13 protein-coding genes, 3 rRNA genes and 1 pseudogene are annotated in these 25,424 nt (G+C 67.2%); 8 read left to right on the plus strand and 9 right to left on the minus strand.

The window, feature by feature from the left end; translation table 11 throughout:
* Positions 1-31 precede the first annotated feature (31 nt).
* The gene (locus OG707_RS20800) at positions 32-3,235 is read left to right on the plus strand and encodes a BTAD domain-containing putative transcriptional regulator (RefSeq protein WP_329120443.1); all 3,204 of its coding nucleotides are present in this window, start codon (positions 32-34) and stop codon (positions 3,233-3,235) included.
* On the opposite strand, the gene OG707_RS20805 is transcribed toward OG707_RS20800, so the two are convergent.
* Together OG707_RS20805 and OG707_RS20810 are read right to left on the minus strand one after the other, a co-directional pair.
* The gene (locus OG707_RS20805) at positions 3,222-5,060 is read right to left on the minus strand and encodes a sigma-70 family RNA polymerase sigma factor (RefSeq protein ID WP_329120445.1); all 1,839 of its coding nucleotides are present in this window, start codon (positions 5,058-5,060) and stop codon (positions 3,222-3,224) included. The genes OG707_RS20800 and OG707_RS20805 overlap by 14 nt on opposite strands.
* Before the next feature lie 195 nt (positions 5,061-5,255).
* Entirely contained in the window at positions 5,256-6,014 is a 759-nt protein-coding gene (locus OG707_RS20810) for a TetR/AcrR family transcriptional regulator (RefSeq protein WP_329120447.1), read from the minus strand.
* 324 nt (positions 6,015-6,338) lie between these two features.
* Between OG707_RS20810 and OG707_RS20815 the strand changes: the two genes are divergently transcribed.
* Both OG707_RS20815 and OG707_RS20820 read left to right on the plus strand, forming a co-directional pair.
* Positions 6,339-7,682 carry an NAD(P)/FAD-dependent oxidoreductase gene (locus OG707_RS20815; protein WP_329120449.1) on the plus strand — a complete coding sequence of 448 codons (1,344 nt, stop codon included), beginning with the start codon at positions 6,339-6,341 and terminating at the stop codon, positions 7,680-7,682.
* A gap of 124 nt (positions 7,683-7,806) precedes the next feature.
* The gene (locus OG707_RS20820; protein WP_329120452.1) at positions 7,807-9,450 is read left to right on the plus strand and encodes an ATP-binding SpoIIE family protein phosphatase; all 1,644 of its coding nucleotides are present in this window, start codon (positions 7,807-7,809) and stop codon (positions 9,448-9,450) included.
* Here OG707_RS20820 and OG707_RS20825 read toward each other — a convergent pair.
* The gene (locus tag OG707_RS20825) at positions 9,447-10,745 is read right to left on the minus strand and encodes an MFS transporter (RefSeq protein WP_329127900.1); all 1,299 of its coding nucleotides are present in this window, start codon (positions 10,743-10,745) and stop codon (positions 9,447-9,449) included. The two genes, OG707_RS20820 and OG707_RS20825, sit on opposite strands and share 4 nt — an antisense overlap.
* A gap of 132 nt (positions 10,746-10,877) precedes the next feature.
* Here OG707_RS20825 and OG707_RS20830 point away from each other — a divergent pair, with 132 nt between their 5' ends.
* The 5 genes from OG707_RS20830 (at position 10,878) to OG707_RS20850 (ending at position 17,802) form a co-directional block, all read left to right on the plus strand.
* Complete coding sequence (locus OG707_RS20830) at positions 10,878-11,420, plus strand: MarR family winged helix-turn-helix transcriptional regulator (protein ID WP_329120454.1); 543 nt, start codon at positions 10,878-10,880, stop codon at positions 11,418-11,420.
* A 616-nt stretch (positions 11,421-12,036) separates the two neighbouring features.
* Positions 12,037-13,562, plus strand: a 16S ribosomal RNA gene (locus tag OG707_RS20835).
* A gap of 302 nt (positions 13,563-13,864) precedes the next feature.
* Positions 13,865-16,990 (plus strand): 23S ribosomal RNA (locus OG707_RS20840).
* A 77-nt stretch (positions 16,991-17,067) separates the two neighbouring features.
* Positions 17,068-17,184, plus strand: a 5S ribosomal RNA gene (gene rrf / locus OG707_RS20845).
* Together the 16S, 23S and 5S rRNA genes form the textbook arrangement of a ribosomal RNA operon.
* A 69-nt stretch (positions 17,185-17,253) precedes the next feature.
* Positions 17,254-17,802, plus strand: a complete 549-nt coding sequence (locus tag OG707_RS20850) for a GNAT family N-acetyltransferase (RefSeq protein ID WP_329120456.1) — start codon at positions 17,254-17,256, stop codon at positions 17,800-17,802.
* On the opposite strand, the pseudogene OG707_RS20855 reads toward OG707_RS20850, so the two are convergent.
* The 6 genes and pseudogenes from OG707_RS20855 to OG707_RS20885 form a co-directional block, all read right to left on the minus strand.
* Positions 17,792-18,901 (minus strand): annotated as a pseudogene (locus OG707_RS20855) (type VI secretion protein); the annotation flags it as partial. The gene OG707_RS20850 and the pseudogene OG707_RS20855 overlap by 11 nt on opposite strands.
* An 892-nt stretch (positions 18,902-19,793) precedes the next feature.
* Positions 19,794-21,212 (minus strand): ATP-binding protein, encoded by a 1,419-nt coding sequence (locus OG707_RS20865; RefSeq protein WP_329120459.1) that lies wholly within the window; start codon positions 21,210-21,212, stop codon positions 19,794-19,796.
* 13 nt (positions 21,213-21,225) lie between these two features.
* The gene (locus OG707_RS20870) at positions 21,226-22,776 is read right to left on the minus strand and encodes an SCO6880 family protein (protein WP_329120461.1); all 1,551 of its coding nucleotides are present in this window, start codon (positions 22,774-22,776) and stop codon (positions 21,226-21,228) included.
* Entirely contained in the window at positions 22,773-24,110 is a 1,338-nt protein-coding gene (locus OG707_RS20875) for a hypothetical protein (RefSeq protein WP_329120463.1), read from the minus strand. The genes OG707_RS20870 and OG707_RS20875 overlap by 4 nt, the downstream gene beginning before the upstream one ends.
* Positions 24,100-24,918, minus strand: coding sequence for a hypothetical protein (locus tag OG707_RS20880; protein WP_329120465.1), 819 nt, complete (start codon positions 24,916-24,918; stop codon positions 24,100-24,102). Before OG707_RS20880 ends, OG707_RS20875 begins: the two co-directional genes overlap by 11 nt.
* A gap of 70 nt (positions 24,919-24,988) precedes the next feature.
* A complete protein-coding gene (locus tag OG707_RS20885; RefSeq protein WP_329120467.1) occupies positions 24,989-25,297 on the minus strand; it encodes a hypothetical protein in 309 nt (102 codons plus the stop codon).
* Positions 25,298-25,424 lie beyond the last annotated feature (127 nt).

Here is a 25,424-nt window from a genome sequence, read left to right on the forward strand (position 1 = left end):
GCCCACACCCAGAACCAGCGACAATGACCCCGTGCGGTACCGAATCCTGGGCGCCACAGAGGCGCAAGACGACCAAGGCACCGCCCTCCCCATCGGCGGCCCCCGCCTCCGCGCAGCCCTGGCCTCCCTCGCGCTGCGCCCCGGCCGCGCCACCACCCCCCAGGACCTCATCGACGACGTCTGGGGCGCCGACCCCCCGCAGGACGCCCCCGCAGCCCTCCAGGCCCTGATCGCCCGCCTCCGCCGCACCCTCGGCAAGGACGCGATCACCTCGACCCCCGGCGGCTACCGCCTGGAAGCGGACCGCACCCACGTCGACCTGTACGACTTCGAGGACCGCACCCGCACGGCCACGACCCAGCTCCAGCAGAACCAGCCCGCCGAGGCAGCCGAAACCCTCCGCACCGCCCTGGCCCTCTGGCGCGGCCCCGCCCTCGCCGACCTCCCCGGCACCGACCACGCCGTACGCCCCGAGGCCCAGCGCCAGGCCGCCCAGCGCCTCCGCATCGAGGCGGACCTCCGCGCCGGCACGAACCCCGCCGCGCTCCTCCCCGAACTGACCGAGCTGACCACGGCACACCCCTACGACGAACCCCTCCAGGCCCAGCTCATCCGCGCCCTGCGCGCGGCGGGCCGCCCCGCCGAGGCGCTCCGTACGTACGAGGAGACCCGCCGCACCCTGGCGGACGGCCTGGGAACCGACCCGGGCCCCGAACTCCAGGCGCTGCACGCCCAGTTGCTGGAAGGCGAACCCGCACGACCCACACCAGCCACCCCCACTCCCAACCTCCTCACCCCCCACCCCACCCTCCGCCCCCGCCTCACCTCCTTCGTAGGCCGCGAACCCGACATCGCCGCCCTCCGCGACGACCTCGCCACCTCCCGCCTGGTCACCCTCACCGGCCCCGGCGGCACCGGCAAGACGCGCCTCGCCGAGGAGGCCGCGGCCCCGGACCGCACCGCCCACCTGGTCGAACTCGCCCCCCTCGACCACCCCGAAGCCGTACCCGGCGCCGTACTCAACGCCCTCGGCCTCCGCGAGACGACGCTCCTCACCCGCGACTCTCCGTCGCCCCTCGCCGACGACCCCCTCGCCCACCTTGTCGACTACTGCGGGACCCGCCCCCTCCTCCTCATCCTCGACAACTGCGAGCACGTCATCGAGGCGGCCGCGGCCCTCGCCGAGACCCTCCTCACCCACTGCCCCGACCTCCGCATCCTCGCCACCAGCCGTGAACCCCTGGGCGTACCGGGCGAGTTGATCCGCCCGGTCGACCCCCTCCCGCCCGACCCGGCCCACCGCCTCTTCACCGAACGCGCCCGCGCCGTACGCCCCGACTTCGACCCGCAGGCGGACCCGGAGACCCCCGCGGCCGTCGCGGAGATCTGCCGCCGCCTCGACGGCCTGCCCCTCGCCATCGAACTCGCCGCGGCCCGCCTCCGCCTCCTCACCCCGCGCCAGATCGCCGACCGCCTCGACGACCGTTTCCGTCTCCTCACCTCGGGCGCCCGTACGGTCCTGCCGCGCCAGCAGACCCTTCGCGCCGTCGTCGACTGGTCCTGGGACCTCCTCGACGACGCCGAACGCACCGCCCTCCGCGCCCTCTCCGTCTTCGCCGGCGGCTGGGACCTGGCCGCAGCGGAAGCCCTCCACGTCACCCCCGACGACATGGCGGCCCTCGTCGACAAGTCCCTCCTGGTCACCACCCCGGGCCCCACCGGCATGCGCTACCGGATGCTGGAGACGATCCACGAGTACGCCACCGAGCGCGCCGACCAGCACCCCGCCGCCCTAGAAGAGACCCGCCGCGCGCACGCCGCGTACTACCTCTCCCTCGCCGAGGAGGCCGAGCCCCTCATCCGCTCCGGCGACCAACTCCCCTGGATCCGCCGCCTGGAGACCGAGCTCGACAACTTCCGCGCGGCCCTGCGCCACACGATCAGCACCCCCGACGAGGCCGGCGCACTGCGCTTCATCCACGCACTCGGCTGGTTCCTGTGGCTGCGCAACTACCGCCGCGAGGGCGCCGAATGGGCCCAGCGCGTCGCGGACCTCGGCACGGACCCCGAGGACCCCGCGGACCCCCGGTACTGGCCGCGCCTCAGCCTGCGGCTCTTCCTGGTCTTCCTCACCGTCGAATCCGGCCTCCGCGACGAGACGGTCGATCCCGAGAACCCGGCCACGCTCGCCCGCATCAAGAAGGCGTACTCCGCGGGCGGTCCCGAGGCGGCCAGCTTCCCCGGACTGCTCTGGCCGTTCACCCTGTTCGGCAACGACGCGCCCCACACCGCCCAGATCCACCTCGACTCCGTCGTCGCCAACTGCCGCGAGTACGGCAGCGAATGGGTGCTCGGCACCGCCCTGATGTTCCGGGCGCACGTCAAGGTCGACCTGCCCGGCGGCCTCGAAGGCGTCGACGAGGACCTCGCCGAGCTCCGCGAACTCGGCGCGCGCGTCGGCGACCGCTGGATGCGCGCCCAGGTCGCCTCCGCCACCGGCGAGGCCGCCATGGCGCGCGGCCGCACCGAGGAGGCGAGGGCCGCGTACGAAGAGGGTCTGCGCCTCGCCCGCGAGGTCGGAGCCCACGCCGAGGCCCCGTTCCTGATCGGCCGCATCGCCCAACTCGCGTACGCCGAAGGCGACTTCGACAAAGCGGAGAAGATCCTCGACGCCTCGGCCGACGAAGCCGAACAGTTCGGCGTGTGGGACGCCCGCGCCTTCATCAGCGTGCTGCGCGCGTCCATCGCCCTGGACCGCGGCGACCCCGCAGGCGCCCGGGCCCACTTCGAGCAGGTCCACAGCGCGCTCACCCGCGGCACCCCGCCGCCCCAGTTCCGCTCGGTCGTCACCACCCTGGAGGCCCGCCTGACCGCGCGCGAGAAGGGCCCGCAGGCAGGCGCCCGCGCCATGACCGCGGCGTTCCGCATCTCGTGGGAACTGAAGTGCGCCGACCAGGTGGTGGCCAACACCGCGGAGAACACAGCGGCCGTACTGGCCGAGGCCGGCGAACACCGCCTCGCGGCCCGCACCCTCTCCGCCGCCACCGGCTGGCGCACCGACTGCCCCCGCTCGGTCCCCGAGGAGACCACCGCGCGCACCGTCGAGGAACAGACCCGCCGGGCACTCGGACCACAGGGTTACGAGACCGAGCGCGCAGCCGGAGCCGCGCTCGCCCCCGAAGAGCTGAGCGCCGAGCTCGAAGCCGGGATCACCGGAAGCGTCACCGGCAGCTGATCCGCGACTCGGCCCAGTCCGCGAGCGCCACGGAACCGAAGGCCGTGTGCGGCTCGACGACCAGCCGGATGGTCTTGATCCCGGCGAGCCCGACATGGACGGGCACCGCGGCGTCGTTGCCGCGCACGACCGGCGACCGCCAGAGCCGCGCCCCGTCCCCGTACACGGAGAACCGCACGGCTCCCAGCCCCATCGTCAGGTCGTCGACGCCGGCCATCGCGTCGTAGGACGTGCACTGCTTGTTGAGGTCGATCGTCACGGACGACGGGGCGTGCACCGTCACCCCGTACCCGTAGCGGTGGTCGGCGATCGTCATGCCCGTCCGCTGCCACAGCCAGCTGCTCTCGGCCAGCCGCACCTCGGGGACGGTGTGGTCGCCGAAGATCGAGTAGTCGAGCTGGTTGACCTGGTAGTCGGCGGGCGGAGGCGGCGGCGGGGGAGGCGTCGGCTTCGGTGTGGGGCTGGGCTTGGGGGTGGGTTTGGGCGGAGGCGTCGGCTTGGGCGTCGGCTTCGGGGTGGGCTTGGGCGGCGGGGGAGGCGTGGGCGAGGGGGACGGCGGCGGAGGCGTCGGGGGCGGCGTGGGCTTGGGCGTCGGCTTCGGCTCCGGGGTGACGGCGGGCTGCGAGACGGGCGGCGGCCCGGCCTTCGGCTTCGGCGGCGGCGCCTCGCCGCCGCTCAGCGCGTACACGAGCCCCGCGGCGGCGGCCACCACCACGGCGGCCCCGATCGCGACCTTCGCCGGAGCCCCGAGCCCTTCCGAAGCGGCGGCCCCACCGGCGGCGCCGCCACCGGCGGACGAGCCGCCCGTGGCGGCGGCAGCGGCACCCGCACCGGCCGCCCCGGCCACACCCGCGGCCCCGATCCCGGCGGCCTTCAGCGCGAACCCACCGGCGAACCAGCCGATGACAGCCACCGGAAGCAGCGCGGGAATCCCGGCGTTGACGTCCTTCAGCTCACCGGCGGCGACCCGGCACTTGGCGCACTCCTCCAGATGCTTACGAAGGCCCCGCTCGGCCCGCATCCGCAGACCGCCGCGCGCATACGCGCCCAGCCGGTCCGCGTACCGCGCACAGTCCCCGCCACTGGTCAGCGCCTGGCTCACATGCGCCTGCAGATAGGCCTGCTTGAGCCCTTCCCGCGCCCGACTGGCCAGCACAGCCGTCGCATTGGCGGTCAGCCCGAAGAGCGGAGCCACATCGCTCGGCGACTCCTCCTCGACGGTGGTGTGCCAGAGCACGGCCTGCCACCGCTCGGGCAGCGACCGGAAGGCCGTCATGGCCAGCGACTCTTCGGCGATCTGCATCGCGCGTACGTCGGCGCCGAGATCGAGCGTGTCCTGGTCGGAGACCTCACTGCCCGAGGTCCGGGCCGCCTGGTCGGCGAACACGGCGAAATCCTCGACCAGTTGCTCCCGCTTGGCGGTCTTGGTCCAGGCCGCGGCGACGCGCCGCACCGTGGTCAGCAGATAGGCCCGTACGGCCTGCTCGGGCCCGGCGCCGCCGCGTACGGCCTGCAGGGTCCGCGCGAAGACTTCGGCGGTCAGGTCATCAGCGGTATGGGCGTCGCGGCAGCACGTACGCGCATAACGCCGCACCGCGTCCGAGTGCCGACGGAACAGCTCCTCGTAGGCGCTGTCCTCGCCCAGCCGCATCTGCTGGATCAACTCGGCGTCGGAGGGCGGCAGTTCAAGAGACCGCGGAGGCGGAAGCACACTCCCGGCGCTTCCGCTTCCGCCCTCGCGCTGTTCCGGCACACGGCGGGCAGGCAGCCCGCCGGCATCCGCGTCGCCGCCACCCAGCGGCTCGTCCCGCCCGTCAACGCTCACTGCGGAAGCCCCCGTACGCACCCTCGGACCCAAACACCGAGCCAGAGTGGCACAGAGCCGAGCGGGACCGAACATTCAGGCCCGGCAACCACTCATCCGGGGTGACTTCCCGAATCGGAGCACTAACCCTCACCCATTCGGGGAAGGTTCAACGGGCGCTTCACGCACACCACTTGCACCAAGCGGCACAAACCGTCACAGAGGCCGCGAACGCAGCCCCTCCAGCAGAATGTCCAGCAACCGCGACGAAGCCGCCGCCTGCTGCGTGGGATCCGGCAGCGAGGGCGCAGCCGTCGCTATCACCAGCAGCACGTCCGCCACGGTCACATCGCCCCGCAGCTCACCCGCCGCCCGCGCCCGGTCCACCAGCTGCCCCACGACCTCGAGCAGTTCGGAAGCCCCGGAGTCGTCCAGCTCGGCCTCGGTCCCCGGCCCGCCGTCGACCAGCCGTATCCCAGGAGCCACCCGCTGCTGGGGCACCCGCTCGTCGGACGTCTGCGCCGGGTCGTCCAGCACACCGGACTCCTCGACACCGACCCGCAGCACCTGAGGCGGCAGCAGCCGCCCCGCACCCGAGGCCACCGAGGTCCGCAGGAAGCGCGACAGCGCCGACCACGGCTCCTCCTCCTGACCGAGCGCCGTACGCGCCTGATCGGTCAGCCGGGAGGTCTCCTCCTCGGCGATCCGCCGCACCAGTACGTCCTTGCTCGGGAACCGGCGGTACACCGTCCCGACCCCGACCCTGGCCCGGCGCGCCACGTCCTCCATCGGCGCCCCGTACCCGAGCTCGCCGAACACCTCGCGAGCGGCCCGCAGTACATGCTCGAGATTGCGCTGTGCGTCCACGCGAAGCGGCGCCGAGCGCGCAGCTCCCGCCCGCCCGTTGCTCTCCGCCGATGCCGATCCTGATCCGGATACGGCGGCAGACTGCCAATGAGTGTCCTGAACATGCATAAGCGTTCCCCCGGTAATGACGTCTCCCCCCGGAGACTCCCCGCCTGACGGCCGGGGCCCAAATCCGACACCCCGACGAGCTACGAACATAGTTGAGCCGGGGTCAATACAGAAGGGGGTAGTTCCGCACGGAGCGCCCCCCGATCGGAGTATGGAGAGGAACGTTCCTGATTCCGCCCACCCCGCCCACCCCTTCCCCACCCTCTGACCTGCGCACCTTCCCGCTCAACCGGCAGAACTGCGGCCCCGCCCCGCCCACCGGGCCCAGTCACACAATTTGTCGGGGCTGTGGACAAAGCCGAGCGCTCGTTGCGTCATGGGACAGTGACTCAACCTGTGCGCATTCTCGTTGTGGGCGGCGGCTACGTCGGTCTGTACACCGCGCTGCGTCTGCAGCGGAAGCTGAAGAGCGGTGAAGCGGAGGTCACGGTCGTGTCCCCCGATCCGTACATGACCTATCAGCCGTTCCTCCCCGAGGCAGCCGCAGGCTCGATCTCCCCGCGCCACGTCGTGGTCCCGCTCCGCCGCGTCCTCGACAAGTGCAAGATCGTGATCGGCGAGGCGGAACGCATCGACCACGCGAAACGCACAGCGACCGTCACCACCCTCGCCAGCCCCGAGGACGGCACCGGCTCCATCGAGATCGGCTACGACCACCTCGTCCTGGCCCCCGGCTCGATCTCCCGCACCCTCCCCGTCCCCGGCCTCGCCGAATTCGGCATCGGCTTCAAGACGGTCGAGGAGGCCATCGGCCTGCGCAACCACGTCATCGAGCAGATGGACATCGCCTCCGCCACGCGCGACCCCGCGATCCGCGACGCCGCCCTCACCTTCGTCTTCGTGGGCGGCGGCTACGCAGGCGTGGAGGCCCTCGGCGAGCTCGAGGACATGGCCAGGTACGCGGCCCGCTACTACCACAACGTGAAGCCCGAGGACATGAAGTGGATCCTCGTGGAGGCGAGCAACCGCATCCTCCCCGAAGTCGGCGACGAGATGGGCAAGTACGCGATCCGCGAGCTCCGCAACCGCAACATCGACGTACGCCTGGAGACCCGCCTCGACTCCTGTACGGACCGCGTCGCCGTCCTCAGCGACGGCGCCCGCTTCCCCACCCGCACCCTCGTCTGGACGGCCGGCGTCAAACCGCACCCGATCCTGGCCGCCTCCGACCTGCCCCGCAACGAACGCGGCCGCCTCGTCTGTACGGCCCGCCTCTCCATCGACGGAGCCGAGAACGCCTGGGCGGCGGGCGACGCGGCAGCGGTCCCCGACCTCACCGCCGACGAGCCGGGCAAGGAGTGCGCACCCAACGCCCAGCACGCGGTCCGCCAGGCCAAGGTCCTCGCAGAGAACATCGCCGCGGCCGTCCGCGGCGCACCGCTCAAGAACTACGAGCACAAATACGCCGGTTCGGTGGCGTCCCTCGGCCTCCACGAAGGCGTCGCCCACGTCTACGGCCGGAAACTCAAGGGCTACCCGGCCTGGTTCATGCACCGCGCGTACCACCTCAGCCGGGTCCCCACCTTCAACCGCAAGGCCCGCGTCCTGGCCGAATGGACCCTCGCCGGCCTCTTCAAACGAGAGATCGTCTCGCTCGGCTCCCTGGAACACCCGCGGGCCGAGTTCGAGTTGGCCGCAGGGGGCGAACCCCCGAAGAAGCAGCCCTGACCATTGTCAGTGCCGTCGGTCACACTGGACGTGTGACCATAGGTTGGGTTCACACCTGCACAGAGTGATCCGCTGCTCCGCCGTGGCAAAGACGCCGCAACGACCCGATGAGGCTTGAACCGCAGTGAACTTCACACGCTGGAGCGCCCGGCTCCCCGGAACCCCGCGCCGCGCCGCCGCGCGCGCCGACCGCAGTTCCGTGCCAGCAGCCCGCGGTGAGTACGCACAGCACCCCGATCCGGACGCCGATCCGTCGATGGACGAGTTCACCCCGTCGCTCGAAGACCTCTCCGTCCGGGAGATCCTCGGACACCTCCCCGCCCTCGTCGCACTCGTGTACGGCCCCGAGCACCGCATCGCGTACGTGAACGACGCGTACGCATCAGCCTTCGGCCCCCGCCCCACCGGCGCGACCGCCGCCGAAGCCCTCCCCGAACTGGACGAACTCGGCCTGCTGCCCCTCATGGACCAGGTCCTGCGCAGCGGAAAGCCCCGCACGGTGAAGTCCCGCCGCGTGCACTCCAAGCCCGGTGAGGGCTCGTACACGGTCACGTGCACTCCCTACGAGGCGCCCGACACCACCGGCGTCCTGATCTTCGCCGCGGACGTCACCGACCACGCCGAAGCAGCAGAACGCCTCCGCACGAGCGAACGCCGCCACCGCGAAACCGCCGTCACCCTCCAACGCTCGCTCCTCCCCCAGGAGTTGGAGCAGCCGGACGACCTCCGCATCGCCGCCACCTACCAGCCGGGCGGCACGGACGCGGCGGTCGGCGGCGACTGGTACGACGTGATCACCCTCGGCGCGGGCCGCACGGCCCTGGTCATCGGCGACGTCATGGGCCGAGGCGTACGAGCAGCAGCGGTGATGGGCCAGCTCCGTACGGCGGTCCGCGCCTACGCCCGCCTGGACCTCCCGCCCCACGAGGTCCTGCAGCTCCTCGACGGCCTGGCCTCCGAGATCGACGCCAGCCAGATCGCCACCTGCATCTACGCGGTCCACGACCCCACCGAAGGCCGCCTGGTCTACGCCTCGGCCGGCCACCTCCCGCTCCTCATCCGTGACGAGGACGGCTCGATCCGCAGGGCCGAGGACCCCACGGGCCCGCCCCTCGGCACGGGCGGCTGGATGCACACCTCGGGCGAGATCGCGCTCCCCCCGGGCTCCACCGCCGTCCTCTACACCGACGGTCTGGTCGAGCGCCGCAGTGAGGACATCGACGAGGGAGTGGACGCCCTCGAGCGAGCACTCGCGGGAGCAACAGGCACCCCCCAGACCATCTGCGACCGCCTGATGCGCTCCCTGAACATCACGGCAGAACACGACGACGACGTAGCAGTCCTCGTGGTCCAGCACCCGTCCCGCAAGGGAGCCGCGGCCGAGCTTTTCCACAACGCGGCGCTCGATCTCCTCGGCGGAGTCGAAGCAGCCCCCCGGGCCCGCGCCTTCGCCTCAGGAGTCCTGGCCTCCTGGCGCTTCTCCCCGGAACTTCACGACCTGGGCGTCCTGGCAGCCAGCGAACTGGTCGCCAACTCCCTCCAGCACGGCACACCCCCCATGCGCCTGCGCCTCCGCCGCACGGACCGCCGCCTGATCATCGAGGTCACCGACGGCGACGACCACCTCCCGCGCCGCCGCCACGCGGAACCGGCGGACGAGGCGGGCCGCGGCATCTCGATCATCGCCACGATCGCCTCGTCCTGGGGCTCCCGCCGCACACCGGGCGGCGGCAAAGCGGTCTGGTGCGAGTTCGCCCTGCCCCACTAGGGAGCGCTGACAGCAACCTCAGGCACATTGCTCGCAACGATCCGCGAGGGAGTGCTCGCAAGCGAAGGCTTGTCCTGTACGGGAGTGAGCCGCCGCCCGAGCCAGAGCGCGAGCGCACTGACACCCAGCGAGCAGACCACCAGCATCCAGATGTACGCGGTGAAGACACCGGCCCCCGCCATGAGCCCGCCCACGGCAGGCCCCACGGCCAGCGCCAGCTGCTTGACCAGCGCAAAGGCCGAGTTGTACTGACCGATCATCCGGGCCGGAGCCAGATCGGCGACGAGCGGAGCGACGGTGGGCGACAGCATCGCCTCGCCGAGCCCGAAGAGCGCGTACGTCGAGATGATCAGCGTGACCGCGATCGCATGCCCGCCGGACACCATCCCCGAAGCCCCGGCAGCCAGCCAGGCCACGGTCCAGATGAGCCCGACCAGCGCGACCACACGACTGCGCCGCCGCTTCTCGGTCAGCCGCAGCACGACGAACTGAGCCAGCACGATCATGGCGGTGTTGGCGGCCAGCGCGATGCCCAGCGTGGACGGCTGGATGTGCGAGACCTCGGTCGCGTACGCGGACAGCCCGGACTCGAACTGCCCATAACAAGCGAAGAACATCACGAACCCGAGCGCACACAGCACGACCATCGACCGGTCGCCGAGCAGCGCCCGCCAGCCCCCGCCGGCCTTGACCTCGACGGTCCCACTGGTGTCCGTGCCCCACGGAACGTTCGGCAGCTTCACGGTGGCGATCACACCACCGAGCACCAGGAACATCGCGGCTTCGATGGAGAAGAGCCGGATGAACGACCCGGGGTCGGACGTGTCGACGAGCAGCCCACCGATGAGCCCACCGATGCCAAGCCCCAGATTGTTGAGAAAGAACTGAGTGGCAAAGGCACGCGACCGGGTGGTCGTCGTCGAGCACCACACGATCATCGTGGCGAGCGCGGGCGAGATGACGGCGATGCCCATCCCCAGCGCGGCCGCGGCGGCGACGAGAACACCGGCGGAACTGCCGAGCCCGAGCCCGAGCGACCCCGTGGCGGCGGTGACCGTACCCACGATGGCAACCGGAAGAGGCCCGCGCTGGTCGATGACCCGCCCGGTGAAGGGCAGCACCATCAGCGCGGCCAGGGCAAAGGTCATCAGAACGACCCCGGCAGTCCCCGGCCCCAGATCCCGCACCTGCGAGACATAGATGAACGTGAAGGGGACAGTGAAGCCATTGCCGAACGCGCTCAGCGCGTTCCCCAGCTGAATCCGGCGCAGCGCAGCGCCCATCGCGGTGGTCACACTCACCTACCTAGGTTGATCGAAGTCCGACGAAGCACTGAAGTCCAAAGACTTCAACACTAAAATTAGAACCTCAACAATACACATCGAAGGACTTAGACGCCACCGCGTATCAGTGGGATACTCCGCGTCATGCCTGCAGACCCGACCGAGCCGACACTCGACGAACAGATCGCGGCGTACCAGCGCGAGTTCCGCGACCTCGACCCCCAGGTGGAGAAGGTCGTGACGGCCCTGGGCCGTCTGAACCGCCGGATGAACGTTGCGTACGGCCGCCAGGTGGCCGCCCTCGGCATCAGCAACGCCGAGTGGGAGGTCCTCAAGACCCTCGTCCTCGCCGGCGCCCCGTACCGCATGGGCCCGGGCGAACTCGCGAAGCGCCTCGGCCTCACCCCGGCGGCCATGACCCACCGCATCGACCGCATGGCGGGAGAAGGCCTGGTCACGAGGGACCGCGACGAGAACAACCGCGTCCGCGTCATCGTCGAGCTGACGGACGAAGGCCGTACGAAGTGGCTGGAGTCCATGCAGGCGGCTTCGACGTTCGAGGAGGAACTCCTCCAGGACCTCAACAGCAAGGAGCGAGGCGCCCTCGGCGAGATGCTGACCCGCCTCCTGCGCCGCGTGGAGGACGCCCAGCCGGACGCCGGCGGCCGCCTCACGGACCTGGACTGACGGGGCTTGACGCGACCCGCGCAGCTCTGTAAGGTTCTTCGAGTTGTCACGGAGCCGGAACGGTTCTTCGACAACCATCCCGCCGCGAAAGCGGCAACCAAACTCAGCACGACATCCCGCCGGGGACAATTTCGGCATGCCGAAATTGATAACCGAGACCCGATTATGAGTCACCGGGAAGAACCGCTAGAGTTTGAGACGTCGGAACGGCCCAACAGCCGCAAAGACAACCAAGTTTGACTGGCAATCAGGCCCGCAAGGATCTGATAGAGTCGGACTCGCCGGAAAGGGAAACCTGAAAGGCACCGAGGAAATCGGACGGAACACAGTCTGATAGAGTCGGAAACGCAAGACCGAAGGGAAGCGCCCGGAGGAAAGCCCGAGAGGGTGAGTACAAAGGAAGCGTCCGTTCCTTGAGAACTCAACAGCGTGCCAAAAGTCAACGCCAGATATGTTGATACCCCGGCCCACTTCGGTGGGTTGGTGGTTCCTTTGAAAAAGACCTTGTCCCTTGATTGAGGGCAAGGCAACACAGCGAGGACGCAGTGAACGGTCGGTCCTATTCCGACATGACCGTTCCGCTCTTCCGATGTGTGATCCCGATTACGGGAAAACATTCACGGAGAGTTTGATCCTGGCTCAGGACGAACGCTGGCGGCGTGCTTAACACATGCAAGTCGAACGATGAAGCCCTTCGGGGTGGATTAGTGGCGAACGGGTGAGTAACACGTGGGCAATCTGCCCTTCACTCTGGGACAAGCCCTGGAAACGGGGTCTAATACCGGATAACACCGGGTTCCGCATGGGACCTGGTTAAAAGCTCCGGCGGTGAAGGATGAGCCCGCGGCCTATCAGCTTGTTGGTGGGGTGATGGCCTACCAAGGCGACGACGGGTAGCCGGCCTGAGAGGGCGACCGGCCACACTGGGACTGAGACACGGCCCAGACTCCTACGGGAGGCAGCAGTGGGGAATATTGCACAATGGGCGAAAGCCTGATGCAGCGACGCCGCGTGAGGGATGACGGCCTTCGGGTTGTAAACCTCTTTCAGCAGGGAAGAAGCGAAAGTGACGGTACCTGCAGAAGAAGCACCGGCTAACTACGTGCCAGCAGCCGCGGTAATACGTAGGGTGCGAGCGTTGTCCGGAATTATTGGGCGTAAAGAGCTCGTAGGCGGCTTGTCACGTCGGTTGTGAAAGCCCGGGGCTTAACCCCGGGTCTGCAGTCGATACGGGCAGGCTAGAGTGTGGTAGGGGAGATCGGAATTCCTGGTGTAGCGGTGAAATGCGCAGATATCAGGAGGAACACCGGTGGCGAAGGCGGATCTCTGGGCCATTACTGACGCTGAGGAGCGAAAGCGTGGGGAGCGAACAGGATTAGATACCCTGGTAGTCCACGCCGTAAACGTTGGGAACTAGGTGTTGGCGACATTCCACGTCGTCGGTGCCGCAGCTAACGCATTAAGTTCCCCGCCTGGGGAGTACGGCCGCAAGGCTAAAACTCAAAGGAATTGACGGGGGCCCGCACAAGCAGCGGAGCATGTGGCTTAATTCGACGCAACGCGAAGAACCTTACCAAGGCTTGACATCGCCCGGAAAGCCGTAGAGATACGGCCCCCCTTGTGGTCGGGTGACAGGTGGTGCATGGCTGTCGTCAGCTCGTGTCGTGAGATGTTGGGTTAAGTCCCGCAACGAGCGCAACCCTTGTTCTGTGTTGCCAGCATGCCCTTCGGGGTGATGGGGACTCACAGGAGACTGCCGGGGTCAACTCGGAGGAAGGTGGGGACGACGTCAAGTCATCATGCCCCTTATGTCTTGGGCTGCACACGTGCTACAATGGCCGGTACAATGAGCTGCGATGCCGCGAGGCGGAGCGAATCTCAAAAAGCCGGTCTCAGTTCGGATTGGGGTCTGCAACTCGACCCCATGAAGTCGGAGTTGCTAGTAATCGCAGATCAGCATTGCTGCGGTGAATACGTTCCCGGGCCTTGTACACACCGCCCGTCACGTCACGAAAGTCGGTAACACCCGAAGCCGGTGGCCCAACCCCTTGTGGGAGGGAGCTGTCGAAGGTGGGACTGGCGATTGGGACGAAGTCGTAACAAGGTAGCCGTACCGGAAGGTGCGGCTGGATCACCTCCTTTCTAAGGAGCATCTAGATTCCGCAAGGAATCCAGAGCCACTACGTCGGCAAATGTTCGACGGTGGTTAGCTCATGGGTGGAACGTTGACTACTCGGCACGGTCTCTTCAGCACAACAAGTACTGCTTCGGCGTGGAACGTTGAGCGAAGAGGGATCGGGTCGGGCACGCTGTTGGGTATCTGAAGGTACGGGCTCGTTTGAGTCTGTCCTTCGGTTGCCGGCCCCGGTACAGCACCGCGTGAGTGGTGTGTGACGGGTGGTTGGTCGTTGTTTGAGAACTGCACAGTGGACGCGAGCATCTGTGGCCAAGTTTTTAAGGGCGCACGGTGGATGCCTTGGCACCAGGAACCGATGAAGGACGTGGGAGGCCACGATAGTCCCCGGGGAGCCGTCAACCAGGCTTTGATCCGGGGGTTTCCGAATGGGGAAACCCGGCAGTCGTCATGGGCTGTCACCCATACCTGAACACATAGGGTATGTGGAGGGAACGAGGGGAAGTGAAACATCTCAGTACCCTCAGGAAGAGAAAACAACCGTGATTCCGGGAGTAGTGGCGAGCGAAACCGGATGAGGCCAAACCGTATGCGTGTGATACCCGGCAGGGGTTGCGCATGCGGGGTTGTGGGATCTCTCTTTCACAGTCTGCCGGCTGTGAGACGAGTCAGAAACCGTTGATGTAGGCGAAGGACATGCGAAAGGTCCGGCGTAGAGGGTAAGACCCCCGTAGCTGAAACATCAACGGCTCGTTTGAGAGACACCCAAGTAGCACGGGGCCCGAGAAATCCCGTGTGAATCTGGCGGGACCACCCGCTAAGCCTAAATATTCCCTGGTGACCGATAGCGGATAGTACCGTGAGGGAATGGTGAAAAGTACCGCGGGAGCGGAGTGAAATAGTACCTGAAACCGTGTGCCTACAAGCCGTGGGAGCGTCGGAGTGCATGCTTGCATGCACTCTCGTGACTGCGTGCCTTTTGAAGAATGAGCCTGCGAGTTAGCGGTGTGTAGCGAGGTTAACCCGTGTGGGGAAGCCGTAGCGAAAGCGAGTCCGAATAGGGCGATTGAGTTGCACGCTCTAGACCCGAAGCGGAGTGATCTAGCCATGGGCAGGTTGAAGCGGCTGTAAGAGGTCGTGGAGGACCGAACCCACCAGGGTTGAAAACCTGGGGGATGACCTGTGGTTAGGGGTGAAAGGCCAATCAAACTCCGTGATAGCTGGTTCTCCCCGAAATGCATTTAGGTGCAGCGTCGTGTGTTTCTTGCCGGAGGTAGAGCACTGGATAGGCGATGGGCCCTACCGGGTTACTGACCTTAGCCAAACTCCGAATGCCGGTAAGTGAGAGCACGGCAGTGAGACTGTGGGGGATAAGCTCCATGGTCGAGAGGGAAACAGCCCAGAGCATCGACTAAGGCCCCTAAGCGTACGCTAAGTGGGAAAGGATGTGGAGTCGCAGAGACAACCAGGAGGTTGGCTTAGAAGCAGCCACCCTTGAAAGAGTGCGTAATAGCTCACTGGTCAAGTGATTCCGCGCCGACAATGTAGCGGGGCTCAAGCGTACCGCCGAAGTCGTGTCATTCCAGCACATACCCCCAACGGGGGCTGGGATGGGTAGGGGAGCGTCGTGTGCCGGGTGAAGCCGCGCCGGAAGGCAGTGGTGGACGGTTCACGAGTGAGAATGCAGGCATGAGTAGCGATACACACGTGAGAAACGTGTGCGCCGATTGACTAAGGGTTCCTGGGTCAAGCTGATCTGCCCAGGGTAAGTCGGGACCTAAGGCGAGGCCGACAGGCGTAGTCGATGGACAACCGGTTGATATTCCGGTACCCGCTTTGAAACGCCCAATACTGAGCCCATTAATGCTAAGCCCGTGAAGCCGTCCCGATCTCTTCGGAGTTGAGGGAAGTGGTGGAGCCGGTGACCCAAGGTGGTAGTAGGTAAGCGATGGGGTGACGCAGGAAGGTAGTCCAGCCCGGGCGGTGGTTGTCCCGGGGTAAGGGTGTAGGCCGTGTGATAGGCAAATCCGTCACACATTAAGGCTGAGACCTGATGCCGAGCCGATTGTGGTGAAGTGGATGATCCTATGCTGTCGAGAAAAGCCTCTAGCGAGTTTCATGGCGGCCCGTACCCTAAACCGACTCAGGTGGTCAGGTAGAGAATACCGAGGCGTTCGGGTGAACTATGGTTAAGGAACTCGGCAAAATGCCCCCGTAACTTCGGGAGAAGGGGGGCCATCACCGGTGAAGGAACTTGCTTCCTGAGCTGGGGGTGGCCGCAGAGACCAGCGAGAAGCGACTGTTTACTAAAAACACAGGTCCGTGCGAAGCCGTAAGGCGATGTATACGGACTGACGCCTGCCCGGTGCTGGAACGTTAAGGGGACCGGTTAGTGACCTTTCGGGGTTGCGAAGCTGAGAACTTAAGCGCCAGTAAACGGCGGTGGTAACTATAACCATCCTAAGGTAGCGAAATTCCTTGTCGGGTAAGTTCCGACCTGCACGAATGGCGTAACGACTTCTCGACTGTCTCAACCATAGGCCCGGTGAAATTGCACTACGAGTAAAGATGCTCGTTTCGCGCAGAAGGACGGAAAGACCCCGGGACCTTTACTACAGTTTGATATTGGTGTTCGGTTCGGCTTGTGTAGGATAGGTGGGAGACTTTGAAGCTGTGACGCCAGTCATGGTGGAGTCGCCGTTGAAATACCACTCTGGTCGTGCTGGATGTCTAACCTCGGTCCGTGATCCGGATCAGGGACAGTGTCTGATGGGTAGTTTAACTGGGGCGGTTGCCTCCTAAAGAGTAACGGAGGCGCCCAAAGGTTCCCTCAGCCTGGTTGGCAATCAGGTGTTGAGTGTAAGTGCACAAGGGAGCTTGACTGTGAGACCGACGGGTCGAGCAGGGACGAAAGTCGGGACTAGTGATCCGGCAGTGGCTTGTGGAAGCGCTGTCGCTCAACGGATAAAAGGTACCCCGGGGATAACAGGCTGATCTTCCCCAAGAGTCCATATCGACGGGATGGTTTGGCACCTCGATGTCGGCTCGTCGCATCCTGGGGCTGGAGTCGGTCCCAAGGGTTGGGCTGTTCGCCCATTAAAGCGGTACGCGAGCTGGGTTTAGAACGTCGTGAGACAGTTCGGTCCCTATCCTCTGTGCGCGTAGGAATATTGAGAAGGGCTGTCCCTAGTACGAGAGGACCGGGACGGACGAACCTCTGGTGTGCCAGTTGTCCTGCCAAGGGCATGGCTGGTTGGCTACGTTCGGAAAGGATAACCGCTGAAAGCATCTAAGCGGGAAGCCTGCTTCGAGATGAGTATTCCCACCCCCTTTGAGGGGTTAAGGCTCCCAGTAGACGACTGGGTTGATAGGCCAGATGTGGAAGCCCGGTAACGGGTGGAGCTGACTGGTACTAATAGGCCGAGGGCTTGTCCTCAGTTGCTCGCGTCCACTGTGTTAGTTCTGAAATAACGAACAACCGTGTCCATATCCGGTGGTTCAATTTCATAGTGTTTCGGTGGTCATAGCGTTAGGGAAACGCCCGGTTACATTCCGAACCCGGAAGCTAAGCCTTTCAGCGCCGATGGTACTGCAGGGGGGACCCTGTGGGAGAGTAGGACGCCGCCGAACTTCTTTTAGATGGGAAACCCCCGCACCTTATGGTGCGGGGGTTTTCTGCGTTCTGGGTAGGATCCTGGCATGGAACACGTTATACGCGCCGTACGAGCCGACGAGTGGCGCAAGATCAAGGAGCTTCGGCTGGCTGCCGTGAGCGATCCGGCGGCGCCCATTGCCTTTCTGGAGACCCTGGAGCAGTGCGCTGCCCGGCCTGACTCCTTCTGGCAGGCGCGGGCCGAGGGGTCGCACCGGCTGGGCGGCAGCGCTCTGCAGTTTGTCGCCGAGGGTGCTGACGGGGAGTGGGGCGGGACCGTCACCGTGCTGGTGGAGCATGCCGGCGGGAAGGGGATCTTCGGGGAGGAGATTCCTGTGACGCAGGGGCATCTTGTCGGGGTCTTCGTACGGGCCGAGCACCGCGGCAGCGGCATGATTCAGGCGCTCATGCAGGCCGCTTGCGAGTGGGCCTGGTCGCTTGAGGAGCCGCGGCTCGAGCGGGTGCGGTTGTTCGTGCACGAGCGCAATGTGCGGGCCGGCGCCACGTACCGGAAGTTCGGGTTCGTCGAGACGGGGCTGACTGTGCCCGCTGAGGTCGACGGCGAGCTCGAGATCGAGATGGTGCTTACGCGCTAGGGGTGTTGAGCTCCGGCCAGCGTGAGCGCTGCTGTTCCCGGGAACGCAACAGGACCAGGGCGTTGAGGCCCTGGTCCTGGCCGTTCGACAGCAGCTCCGGAAGCCGGGGAAGGGGAGCCACGGCCGCGACGTCGTCGAGGACGAGCGTCATTGGTGGGTCGAGCCGACCGTCTGCTGACCGTGCGGCCAGGCGGCGGCCGTGCTCGACCACGCTTGCGGTGAGAGCGGTGAGCAAGGGCATCGCGCCGGGGTGCGATCTCGGGTCCTCGATTGCTTCACCCACCACGTAGAGGGTGCCCCCCTCGTCGATAAATGATTCCAACACGAGGGAATCTGCTCGATTTGGTGTGCAGGTTTCTCTGATGTGGATCGAGGAGAGGGCCGAGAGGGCCCGGATTGTTAGCTGTTGGGCGATTTCTCGGCGCTCGGGGTGCGATGTGAGGGCCGATTCGAGGAGGCCGGCGGCGCCGCTGCTTGCCTTGGGGTGCGTACGGAGGATGCGGACCGGCTCGTGGGAGTTGTTCGTGGCGTGGGCCCAGCGGTGGACCTGCTTGAAGGGGCTGTTGGCCACGGCTGCCGCGTGGAGCCAGGTCGTGAGGAGCGTTTCTGCTGTCTCGGCCATCGTGGCGTCTATGCGGGCCTGTGGGCGTACGGGGGCCAGCAGGGCGATGGCTCGGGCCGCGGCGATGTCCAGGTCCTCGCAGCCGGTCGTGGGGGACCAGTGGAGGCGGGCCGGGGTGTCGCAGAGGTGGCCGGGGTCGTAGACGAGTACGGGGCCGAGTTTGGCGCGGGCGTCTTTTGTTTCCGACCAGAGGGTGGGGTCGGATGTGATGACCAGGGCGGGGCCCTCTGCGTCCTGGATTGCCTGCAGGGCGAGGCCCTTGCGGGTGGGGGCGGGGGCGTAGACGGGGGTTCCGGGGGTGAGCGTGGGTGCGGGGTCGTGGGGGGTTGGCCCGGCCTGGCGGCCGGGCTGGTTACCCACCCGCTCCACCCGTGCGGGTTGAGTGGTTGAGTGCGGGTCTTCCAGTGGGGGGTTGCGCGCCGCCGGCGGCTGCGGGGTCGCGGCGGGCGGGTACGGCCTCGCGGCTTCGCCGCTGGCCGGGTCGTGGTCCCGTAGGCCCGTTGGTCGGTCGACGCTGGTCGGCTCGTTGTCCCAGGGGCCTGTTGGCCGCTCGACGCTGGTCGGCTCGTTGTCCCAGGGGCCTGTTGGCCGCTCGACGCTGGTCGGCTCGTTGTCCCAGGGGCCTGTTGGCCGCTCGACGCTGGTCCGTTCGTTGTCCCAGGGTCCCGTGGGCCGCTCGACGCTGGTCCGTTCGTTGTCCCAGGGGCCCGTTGGGTGTGTGCTGTTGGTCCGTTCGTTGTCCCAGGGGCCCGTTGGGTGTGTGCTGTTGGTTGGCTCGCTGTCCCGAGGACGCGTTGGCCGTTCGCCGTCGGTTCGTTCGTGGTCCCAAGGCCCGGTTGAGCGATTGCTGTTGGTTGCCTCGTTGGCCCAAGGGCCCGTTTGGCGTTCGCCGTCGGTCCGCTCGTCGTCCCAAGGGCCCGTTGGACGTTTGCTGTTGGGGCGGTGGGCTGTGTTGCTGTTCGTGGACTGTTGCGGGGGGATCGACGTTTCCTGGGGCGGACTCTGTCTGCGCGATCTGCGTACCGCTCGGTATCTCGTGACCGTGCCCAGGACGAAGATCGTCAGGACCGTCAGGACCATGAACTCGCCGATCAGCAGGCCCCAGAAGAGGCCGTAGCCGGAGAGTTGGGCCGGGGGCGTGGACGGCCAGGCCGTTGGCAGGTCGTGGGGGGACTGGGCCAACTCGCGCAGGGCCAGGGGCGTGCGGGTGAACGTTACGCCTGTGGGCCAGGAGCCGTGGGCGAACCAGCCTGCCAGGCCTGTTGCGAGCCAGGTGAGGATCGTCAGGCCCAGGAGGAAGGCCAGTACCCCTACCAACAGGGCGTCGGGGACGCCCCGTTGGGGTGACTCGGGTGTGCGGGGCGCCACCTCAGGCCACCGTGGATTCTGAGGAGTCGTTCAGTTTCAGTTGTTGTTCCATGCGCGCCGCCCGCTCCTCTGCCTCCAACTCCAGCTGGGCCGCGAGTGCGTCGTCCGCCTCGGGGGTGGAGGACTCGGTCATGGCGCGGTCCGTGAAGCACAGGGGACGTTCGGCCTCTGTGATCAGGTGTTTTACCACCTGGACGTTGCCGTTCACGTCCCAGACCGCGATGCCTGGTGTGAGGGTCGGGATGATTTCCACCGCCCAGCGGGGGAGGCCCAGGACGCGGCCCGTGGCTCTCGCCTCGTCTGCCTTCTGGGCGTAGATCGTGCGCGTGGATGCCATCTTGAGGATTGCTGCCGCTTCGCGCGCCGCTGCCCCGTCCACTACGTCGGACAGGTGGTGGACCACCGCCACGAAGGACAGGCCCAGGCGGCGGCCGAACTTCAGCAAGCGCTGGAAGAGTTGGGCCACGAACGGGCTGTTGATGATGTGCCAGGCTTCCTCGACCAGGAAGATGCGCTTCTTTCGGTCCGGGCGGATCCAGGTGTGTTCCAGCCATACGCCGACGATCGCCATCAGGATCGGCATCGCGATGGAGTTGCGGTCGATGTGAGACAGGTCGAAGACGATCAGGGGCGCGTCCAGGTCGATGCCGACGGTCGTCGGACCGTCGAACATGCCGCGCAGGTCGCCGTCGACCAGGCGGTCCAGGACCAGGGCGACGTCCAGGCCCCATGCCCGTACATCGTCTATGTCCACGTTCATGGATTCGGCCGACTCGGGCTCCGGGTGGCGGAGTTGGTCCACGATGTCGGTGAGGATCGGCTGGCGCTCGACGATCGTCTCGTTGACGTAGGCGTGCGCGACCTTGAGGGCGAAGCCGGAGCGTTCGTCCAGGCCGTGGCCCATCGCCACTTCGATGATCGTGCGGAGGAGGGCGAGCTGGCCTGTTGTGGTGATCGCCGGGTCGAGCGGGTTCAGGCGGATGCCGCCGTCCATCGCCGTCATCGGGTCCAGGCGGATGGGAGTTATTCCCAGCTCCTGGGCGATCAGGTTCCACTCGCCGACGCCGTCCTCGCCCTGCGCGTCGAGGACCACGACCTGGCGGTCGCGGAAGCGGAGTTGGCGCAGGACGTAGGTCTTTTCGAGCGCTGACTTGCCGTTGCCCGACTCGCCCAGTACCAGCCAGTGCGGGGCCGGCAGTTGCTGTCCGTACAGCTGGAAGGGGTCGTAGATGTAGCCCTTGCCGGAGTACACCTCGCGGCCGATGATCACGCCGGAGTCGCCCAGACCCGGTGCGGCGGTGGGGAGATAGACCGCCTGGGCCTGGCCTGTCGACGTGCGTACGGGAAGACGCGTCGTCTCCACCTTGCCGAAGAGGAAGGCGGTGAAGGCGTCTGTGGCGGCGGACAGTGGGTCTCGCATGGCGGCACTGCCCCTATCGTCGGATGCCGGTCGCGAACGGCAAGGTGTTGACGAACGCCCGGTGGTGCTCGCGGTCGCACCACTCCAGCTTGAGGTAGGACTTGCCTGCGGATGCCCTGATCGTGCGCTTGTCGCGGGCCAGTGCTTCGGGGGAGCGGGAGGAGACCGTGATGTAGCCGACCAGGTTGACGCCGGCCGCTCCGCTCGCCAGGTCCTCGCCGCGCTGGTCGAGGCGGCCGTGGGCGGCGATGTCGCGGGGGTCGACCGTGCGGTTCATCTTGGCGGCGCGGCTTGCCTCCGCCTCGTCGTTCGTCTTCTCCGTGAGCATGCGCTCGATGGCGATCTCGGTGGGTTCGAGGTCCATGCAGACCGCGACCGTACGGATCACGTCCGGGGTGTGGACGAGGAGCGGCGCGAGGAAGTTCACGCCGACCGGGGTCATCGGCCACTCCTTCACCCAGGCCGTGGAGTGGCACCAGGGCGCGCGCGTCGAGGACTCGCGGGTCTTCGCCTGGAGGTACGTCGGCTCCATCGCGTCCAGCTCGGCCGGCCAGGCGTTGCGCTTGGTCATCGCCTGGATGTGGTCGATGGGGTGGTCCGGGTCGTACATCGAGTGCACCAGGGAGGCGAGGCGGCCCTGGCCCAGTGGCTGGCGTACACGGATGTCCGCCTCGGCGAGGCGCGCGCAGATGTCGGTCAGTTCGCGTGCCATGACCACGGCCAGGCCTGCGTCCTTGTCCAGCTTGCGGCCTGCCATGGGGCGGGCCGCGCGGGCCATCGCGTGGGCCTCGCCCGCGAGTTCACGGGTGTAGTGCATGCACGCGACCAGGTAGGCGCGGTGCTGCTCGCTGGAGGTCGACACCATCGACTGGAGCTGGTCGTACGACTCCCGGAGCCAGCCCGGGGAGCGGGTGTCGCCGCGCTGGGCGACGTCCTTCGCGTGTGCGTCCGGGTCGGCGGGGAGGGTGCGGGCCAGCATCTGGAGGCGGGTGACGAAGCCGTCGCCGTTCGCGACGTGCTTGAGGAGCGTGCCGAAGCGGTCGACCAGGGCTTCCTGGTCCTCGGAGTCGCGGAGGCCGACGCCCGGGCCCTCGATCTCGATCGCCGCCGTCACCGTACGGCGGTCCGCGTGGAGGAGGACCGCGATCTCGTCGGGGCCGAAGGGCGCCGCGAGCCAGTGGATGCGGCCGATGCCGGGGGGCGGGCCGATCTCGACCTCGCGGCCGTCGGCCCGTACGCCTGCCTCCATCGTGCCCGCGCGGTAGGCGGTGCCGCGGCGGAGGCTGCGCTTGTAACTCCGGTTGATTTCAAACCACTTGTAGAAGGTGCGGTGCTTGTACGGGACGTACACCGCGGCCAGCGCCAGGAGCGGAAAGCCCATGAGGAGGAGGATGCGGAGGAGCAGGACCTGGACGATCAGGCCGCTCATCATGCCGACGAAAGCTCCGGCGATGATCAGCGCGATCTCGCCGGTCTCGCGGTTCTTGCCGACGATCGCCGACGGGCGGGCCCGGCCGATCAGATACGTGCGGCGGGGCGCGATCTGCTGGGACTGGGAAGTCAACGCCCTCCACCTCCTGTGCTCTTGCGGTTGCCGTGCGGGGTGCCGCTGGTCGGGTTGTTGCTACGGGGCGGGGGTGCGGCGGAGGGGACAGATCCGCCGCCTCCCCCGCCACCGGAGTTGGGGTTGCGGCTGCTGTGCGCCGAGATCCCGCCGGAGACGGGGTTGGCCGGTCGGGCGCCGCCGCCGCTGTCGGGGCGGTTGTTGCCGCCTCCGCCGCCGTTGCCGCGGGAGGAGTGCGTCTTGATGCCCTGGGAGACGAGGGCGGCGGGGGAGGAGATGACCGCGGCCGCCTGGGCGCCGTCGGTGGCCTTGGAGCGGTTCGTACGGGCCGTGGCGATCTCGTCGCCGAAGCCGGGGACGAAGCGGTAGATCATGGCGCTGGCGAAGATGGCCAGGAGGATGATCGCGAGGCCGGAGACGACGGCGGAGAAGGAATCCGGGCCCTTGTCTCCGGAGAGGGCGCCTGCCAGGCCGAGGACGACGACGATGACCGGCTTGACCATGATCACCGCGATCATGATGCCTGCCCAGCGGCGGACGTGGCCCCACATGTTCTTGTCGACGAGGCCCGCGTAGACGGCCGTGCCGAGGAGGGCTCCGACATAGAGGAGGGCGGCTCTGATGACCAGTTCGAGCCAGAGGACGCCGGCCGCGAGGATCGAGACCAGGGAGACGACGATCAGCATGATCGGGCCGCCGCCGATGTCCGTGCCCTTCTTCAGCGCCTCGGAGAAGGAGCCGAAGAAGACGTCGGTCTGGCCGCCGGTGGCCGTCGAGATGACCTCGGTGACGCTGTCGGTGGCGGAGACGATCGTGTAGAGGATGAGGGGGGTGAAGGCGGAGGCGATGACGGTCAGCCAGAGGAAGCCGATCGCCTCGGAGAGGGCGGTGGCGAGGGGGACGCCGCGGATGGCTCGTTTGGCTACGGCGAGGAGCCAGAGGACCAGGGTCAGGACGGTGGAGGCCGCGAAGACGACGGCGTACTGGCGGAGGAAGGCGGCGTTGGTGAAGTCCACGTTGGCGGTGTTCTTCACGGCGTCGGAGAGCTTGGTGACGATCCAGGCAGCGGCGTCTGCGCAGCCCCTTGCCAGGGAGGAGAGGGGGTCGGTGGTGTCGCCGACCGTCCCGCCGGGGGCTACCGTGCCACCGCCCTTGTCGCCCTGGCAATAGGCCTTGGCCTCGCCGACGATGAGGTCGCAGTTGTTCTTGCTGGGAGATGGCGTGGGAGACGGCGTCGGCGCTGCGAAGGCGCGGCTCGCCAGCAGTACAGCCGCTGTCTGCACGGCGGTGAGCAGGGCGGCGGCTGTGAGAGCGCGCCGTGGGCTACCGGGCATACGTGAACCCTCCGAACTGCTCGACTGCCTTGGCGATCTCGTCGGCGTTGGAGGCCGTCCGGTCGGCGTTCACCGGGGCCGGGCCCTCCTTCTGGGAGAAGCTCTCGACTTTCCAGTCCCCGCTTACCCACTGAAGCTTGAGCGTCATGGTGAACCAGTCGTTGGTCACCGGGTTGGTGGAGCCGACCCCGGCGGTTCCGAACACTCCGGTGCACCAGACCTCGACGGTCGCGGAGTTGTCGGCGTACTGCGTGGTCTTCGTACCGACGGGGGCGGTACGGGAGACGTAGGTCATCCCGTGTGCCGCGTTGCCGTTCGCGTCCAGGCCGACCTTGTCCAGGAACTGCTTGTCGTAGGCCGTGTCGAACTTGGCGTCCAGGGCATTGACCTGGCTGGGAACGAACACCTGGCGCACGATCTCGTGACGGCGCTCGGGTTTGAGGATGTCGGAGGAGACGAGCGCGACGGCATAGTTCGCGCCGGCGGACTGCGCGCCCTGGTCACTCTTCGGGTACCCGGACGGGATCGATCCGTTCTTGCCGGTCACCGGCTTGGAGCCCGTCGGGGCCGTGGGGTTCGCGCCCGCCTTCTTGTCCGTGCTCGGGGAGTCGCTGTCTCCGCCGCCGCCCTGGTTCGCGAACGCGATAGCCGCGATGAGCAGCACCACCACGCCCACGACCGTGACGACCGAGCGCGACATCCTTGCCGCGGGGGGCCTGGTGCCCTCGCCCTCGGGCAGGCGGGTGCGAGTCGTGCCCGCGCCGCCGACGCTGTCGTAGCCGTGTTCGCGCTCGTCGCCGAGACTCATGACGCGTACGCCCCCTCAACCCTTCGCTGTGTTGCTGCGTTACGACGGTAGGTCGTGCACTGACGGGGGGTTAGACGGCCATCCCGTAAACGATGGTGAAGAGCGTGCCGAGTGAGCCGATGATGAAGACTCCGGTGAGGCCCGCCACGATCAGGCCTTTGCCCTGCTCGGCGCTGAAGGTGTCCCGGAGTGCTGTCGCACCGATGCGTTGTTTCGCCGCGCCCCAGATCGCGATGCCGAGGCAGAGCAGGATGGCGACGGCCATCACCACCTCCACCATGACGCGCGCCTCGTTGCCCAGGCTCCCGAACGGCCCCCAGTTCGGGGCGATTCCGCCGATGATGGTGTTGATGTCGCCCTTATCGGCTGCCAGGTACATGTTCAAGTCACCGCCTCTGTCGGGTAGTTCGCTGCCCATGCTCCGCGGCATGGACACGCACTATCTTCGCTGATGAAACCGCCCCCGTGTGTCGCCCGGCGGCTCTCTTTACCCGCATCCCCGCACG

Origin of the sequence: Streptomyces sp. NBC_01465 (genome assembly GCF_036227325.1) — a bacterium.
GTDB lineage: Bacteria > Actinomycetota > Actinomycetes > Streptomycetales > Streptomycetaceae > Streptomyces.